Origin of the sequence: Spirulina sp. CS-785/01 (assembly GCF_028330525.1) — a bacterium.
Lineage (GTDB): Bacteria > Cyanobacteriota > Cyanobacteriia > Cyanobacteriales > Spirulinaceae > JAQMSD01.
In genome coordinates this window covers 1-4,486 of record NZ_JAQMSD010000349.1, presented here as the reverse complement: position 1 = coordinate 4,486, position 4,486 = coordinate 1, and the positions used below count along the sequence as shown (strand labels likewise).

Annotated in this window: 7 protein-coding genes and 1 pseudogene; 2 read left to right on the top strand and 6 right to left on the bottom strand. The window is 38.7% G+C overall.

Annotation, left to right across the window (positions count from 1 at the left end; translation table 11 throughout):
• Nucleotides 1–162: DUF2887 domain-containing protein (locus PN462_RS23205; RefSeq protein WP_272131240.1), on the bottom strand; the 162-nt coding region annotated here is incomplete at its 3' end.
• A 204-nt stretch (nt 163–366) separates the two neighbouring features.
• Between PN462_RS23205 and PN462_RS23200 the strand changes: the two genes are divergently transcribed.
• Together PN462_RS23200 and PN462_RS23195 are read left to right on the top strand one after the other, a co-directional pair.
• Complete coding sequence (locus PN462_RS23200; protein ID WP_272131239.1) at nt 367–1,692, top strand: hypothetical protein; 1,326 nt, start codon at nt 367–369, stop codon at nt 1,690–1,692.
• On the top strand, nt 1,689–2,231 hold the full coding sequence (locus tag PN462_RS23195; protein WP_272131238.1) for a hypothetical protein: 543 nt from the start codon (nt 1,689–1,691) through the stop codon (nt 2,229–2,231). The genes PN462_RS23200 and PN462_RS23195 overlap by 4 nt, the downstream gene beginning before the upstream one ends.
• Nucleotides 2,232–2,373: 142 nt before the next feature.
• Here the strand turns inward: PN462_RS23195 and PN462_RS23190 are convergent, their stop codons facing one another.
• The 5 genes and pseudogenes from PN462_RS23190 to PN462_RS23170 all read right to left on the bottom strand — a co-directional run.
• A complete protein-coding gene (locus tag PN462_RS23190) occupies nt 2,374–3,159 on the bottom strand; it encodes an Rpn family recombination-promoting nuclease/putative transposase (protein ID WP_272131237.1) in 786 nt (261 codons plus the stop codon).
• A 77-nt stretch (nt 3,160–3,236) separates the two neighbouring features.
• On the bottom strand, nt 3,237–3,533 hold the full coding sequence (locus PN462_RS23185) for a type II toxin-antitoxin system RelE/ParE family toxin (RefSeq protein WP_272131236.1): 297 nt from the start codon (nt 3,531–3,533) through the stop codon (nt 3,237–3,239).
• Complete coding sequence (locus PN462_RS23180; RefSeq protein WP_272131235.1) at nt 3,530–3,754, bottom strand: addiction module protein; 225 nt, start codon at nt 3,752–3,754, stop codon at nt 3,530–3,532. The genes PN462_RS23185 and PN462_RS23180 overlap by 4 nt, the downstream gene beginning before the upstream one ends.
• 150 nt (nt 3,755–3,904) lie before the next feature.
• A pseudogene (locus PN462_RS23175) lies at nt 3,905–4,177 on the bottom strand (Rpn family recombination-promoting nuclease/putative transposase); the annotation flags it as partial.
• Nucleotides 4,174–4,486: DUF2887 domain-containing protein (locus PN462_RS23170; protein WP_272131233.1), on the bottom strand; the 313-nt coding region annotated here is incomplete at its 5' end. The gene PN462_RS23170 and the pseudogene PN462_RS23175, both read right to left, overlap by 4 nt.

The following is a 4,486-nucleotide window of genomic DNA, read 5'->3' as shown; positions in this document are numbered from 1 at the left end:
TGGGGTGGGGAGGAATATCCCATCGAGACGGAAGGCCAGTTGTTTGACTTCGACGGAGGTGAATTCGTAGTTGTCTGCGTCGCTGGCCGGACGGTTGAGGAGTTCAAAGAAGCTACGGGGGTATTGTTGGAAGATGCGGTAAAATATGCTGTCGGTTTTCACGGTTGAGAGGGTTTTTCAGTCTATTTTAAGGGATTATGGGGTTTGATGCTTGGGTGCAGTGAACGGCATGGAGTCGGTTAAGTCTTGATTCAATTGATAAAAGATTACTGATTGTCCAAAGTCTAGTAGGGGGCGTTGGGTGGTGGTAAAATATGCTGTTATAGTACAAAATTAAGGATAAAGTTTTAGTAACATAATATCTCTATGAAACAACTTTCACTTTTTCCAGAAATTAATCAATTAGACGAAAATTCATACTATTCAATTCAAGGGAATATACCTCTGAATATTCCCAATAATTCTTTACTCTCTATTCAACGTGAAACTCCTTTAAAAATTTATTCTATTGGCTTTCAACCTGCTAAGTCTATACCGGAAATTCCCCGTTGGTTTTTGCAAAAATATGGATCATCTCAGTTTACCGTTTTAGAACCCTTTGCCGGGTCAGGAACAACCTTATTAGAATGTTTACAATTTGGGGCTACTGTTCACTGGACAGATTATAATCCGCTAAGTCGCTTAATTTGTCATGTCAAAACACAAAACGTTGATATTTTTGAACTTTATAGAGTAGGAAGTAAGATTGTTGAAACTGCCCACAAACAAGAAAATGTACCGGAAACTGTAAATTTTCAGAATAAAAATTTTTGGTTTCAGTCTGCTGTTCAAGAGGGGTTAGAGATACTAAAAGAACAAATTAATAATTCTCTTTCACACCTTCGACCTTATTTTAAATTAGCATTTGCGACAACCGTTAGAAAAATGTCAGATATGAATGATGGCATGATTCTAGCGGCAAAACGTCCCCATATTGAAACTATCCCTCAACGTTCTCGTACTGATGTTTTCTATGCTTTTCAATGTGCATTAGATCAACTGACTGATGCGGTTAAACAATGGCAACTTTACCATAAAAAACCTCAACTGGCTCAACAACTTTCTGTTAATAATGCTAAAGAAATTCAAGGTAATCATAGTTTTGACGCAGTATTGACTTCTCCTCCTTATATCAACGCTATTGATTATGTTTGGGCTTCTAAATTTGAACTTCATTGGCTCAATTTAGTTGAAAATGATAAAGCGAGATTAGAACTATATTCTCAAGAAATTGGGACAGAGCGCATCCCTAAAAAGGAGTATCAACACTTAGGAAAAACAGGAAATAAAAAACTAGATCAATTGATTGAAGATATTTATCACGCCAGAAAATACCAAGCTTCAAAAGGACAAAATCAATTAAGAGCTAGAGTCGTTTATAGATATTTTAATGATTTAAAAAAACATTTTACCCATTGCTTAAATATGCTTAAAAATGATGGTTATTACTGTTTTGCAGTTGGTGAAATAAGTACAATTTGTGGTGTCCAAATTCCTGTTGCTAATTTACTTAAAGAGATAGCCTTAGAGGTTGGATTTCGTGAAGAATTTTGCTTTCATATATTACTAAAAAATCGTAAACTAAATGTACCTAGAAACGTCGATTGGGCTAAAACAATTAAACATGATACTGTGATTGTATTAAAAAAATGAATTTTAATAATATCAACCAATCTTTAGAAAATGTATTGAGAGACTACCAGCAATCTTTTTTAAGTAAGAAGTTTTCTCAAGACTCAATAGAAAAAGATGATTTAATGCTGGCATTTGGGTTAACTCAAGAACTCAAAGCTATAAATAAGCAATATTGGGGAAGGCAATTAGGAGCTTGTTGGGAACGTTTAGTCAAACAACTCTGTAAAGCAAGCTGTAATAATTTCTCACTTCCTCATAATTCTAGTTATGATTTAGCTCTCGGTCAAGATGCTCTTGATACTAAATATAGACTGGGTTCAGGCGATTCTAAAACAGTACGAGGATGGAAAGCTAATGGCGAGCAATTAAAGGCTGAGGGGTTTAACCCAATTTTATTAATTGTTCGTACAGATAATTTAGACGCTGCAATACAGGCTTGTCAAGTAGGAGGGTGGGAAATTAAAGTGGGGAGTGATGCTTATCAATATTTAGAAAACAAGACCCAATTTAATTTACAAACTTGGTTGCGGGAAAGGCGCGATCGCTTTACCTTTTAAAAGTAAACCTACCTAGCAACTTATTCCCCTTATCTACCTTACAATTTAATACAAATGAGTTGATCTAGCAAAAAAAGGAATCTAACTCGTAAAGTGCGTTAGGTGGAAAAAATAGGCAAATTGGTATCCACCCAACGCACCGTTAATTCAAGAATTGTTGCACGGTTTCTAAAGGAATATCTAAAAGTTGAGCAATATCTTCTGGACTATTGCCTCGGTTGAGTAACCGTTGAATAAACTCCTGTTGCGTTTGCTGAACTCCTTCCTCTCGTCCTTCGGCAAAGGCTTCTTGATAAAAGCGAGTTTGTTTTAAATCGGTTAATCCTAACATTTCTGCAATCTTCTCCCGACTGGCTTGGGGTAGTTTATAAACCACAATGGTTTCAATTAAATCTATGATATCGCGTTGAATGGGGGCTGAGGGTAAGATATCTTGGGCTTTGTCAATCAAGCGTTTGGCTGATTCTATAGCTTCTGCTTCGGATTCTACCACCAGTTTAATCAGACTTGCGCCTAAGTTGTCTTCGCTGGTTTCTAACTCGTTTAAATAGATGCGAGTGACGCGACTTAGGTTGAGGAGTTCGCGGAATTGGTGGGGGATTTCTCGTTCGATGCTGCGTTTGGGATAAATGACAACGACTCGCCACGGGTTAGCAGGTTTATATTGGCGGAGATAGAGGAATAGTTCGGCGAAAATACGATAATACAGTTCCTCGTCTGCTTGGAATTGAACTTCAGTGACATAAAAAGGTTCTGTTGCTTCGTCTGGGGTGGGGAGGAATATTCCATCCAGACGGAAGGCCAGTTGTTTGACTTCGACGGAGGTGAATTCGTAGTTGTCTGCGTCGCTGGCCGGACGGTTGAGGAGTTCAAAGAAGCTACGGGGGTATTGTTGGAAGATGCGGTAGAATATGCTGTCGGTTTTCACGGTTTATTTATACTCTATTACCTGGAAGTCATGTATTTTGAAACTAAGAACCCACTCTACAAGAGATTGAGATTGAACTAAGTCCGTTCTTGCCATGCTTTTGGATTTCGCCGACCATGGAAAATAGCAGTTACAACGATTCGACTGGATACAATGCGATAATAGACAATATAGGGAAAACGTTGTATGACTGCTCGTCGAACATCACGATACACGATAGCATAAGCCTCTGGTCGCTCATTAATTCGATTGAGAACTTCGTCGATACAGTCTAAAAATTCGTCACCGAGTCCTAAAGTTTGGTTTTCATACCAATCATAGGCTTCCTTTAATTCTTCTTGGACTTCTGGACGAAATACCAATACATAATTCATCGCTGTCCTTGGATTGAGGTTTTTATTTCCTCCCACGTTAAGGTATTATCTGGATGAGTTGTATCGTCATCAATCCGACGATCTAGTTCTTGTTTTTGAGCATCTGTTAGATCGGGGGACATTTGCTCTGCGGCGATACTATCCCAGATTGCTTGTACTAAGCGAATTCTGTCTTCAATGCTGAGGGTTGCAATTTCTGTCAAAGTTGCTTTAATATCCATAAAATTTTAATGAGTATAGGGAGACTGGTTATCTTTACAATATAACCTATGGGGAGTGGTGAAGTTTGCTAGAAAGCTACAAAAAGAAGTCTAATTCGTAGAGTAGGTTAGGGGAAAAAATAGGCAAATTGATATCCACCCAACGCACTATTAATTCAAGAATTGTTGCACCGTTTCTAGGGGAATATCCAAGAGTTGAGCAACGTCTTCTGGACTGTTGCCTCGGTTGAGTAACCGTTGAATAAACTCCCGTTGCGTTTGCTGAACTCCTTCTTCTCGTCCTTCTTCTCGTCCTTCTTCTCGTCCTTCCTCTCGTCCTTCGGCAAAGGCTTCTTGATAAAAGCGAGTTTGTTTTAAATCGGTTAATCCTAACATTTCTGCAATCTCCTCCCGACTAGCTTGGGGTAGTTTATAAACAACTAATTCAAGAATTGTTGCACCGTTTCTAAAGGAATCCCCAAGAGTTGAGCAATGTCTTCTGGGCTATTGCCTCGGTTAAGTAACCGTTGAATAAACTCCCGTTGCATTTGCTGAACTCCTTCTTCCCGTCCTTCTTCTCGTCCTTCGGCAAAGGCTTCTTGATAAAAGCGGGTTTGTTTTAAATCGGTTAATCCTAACATTTCTGCAATCTCCTCCCGACTAGCTTGGGGTAGTTTATAAACCACAATGGTTTCGATTAAATCTATGATATCGCGTTGAATGGGGGCTGAGGGTAAGATATCTTGGGCTTTG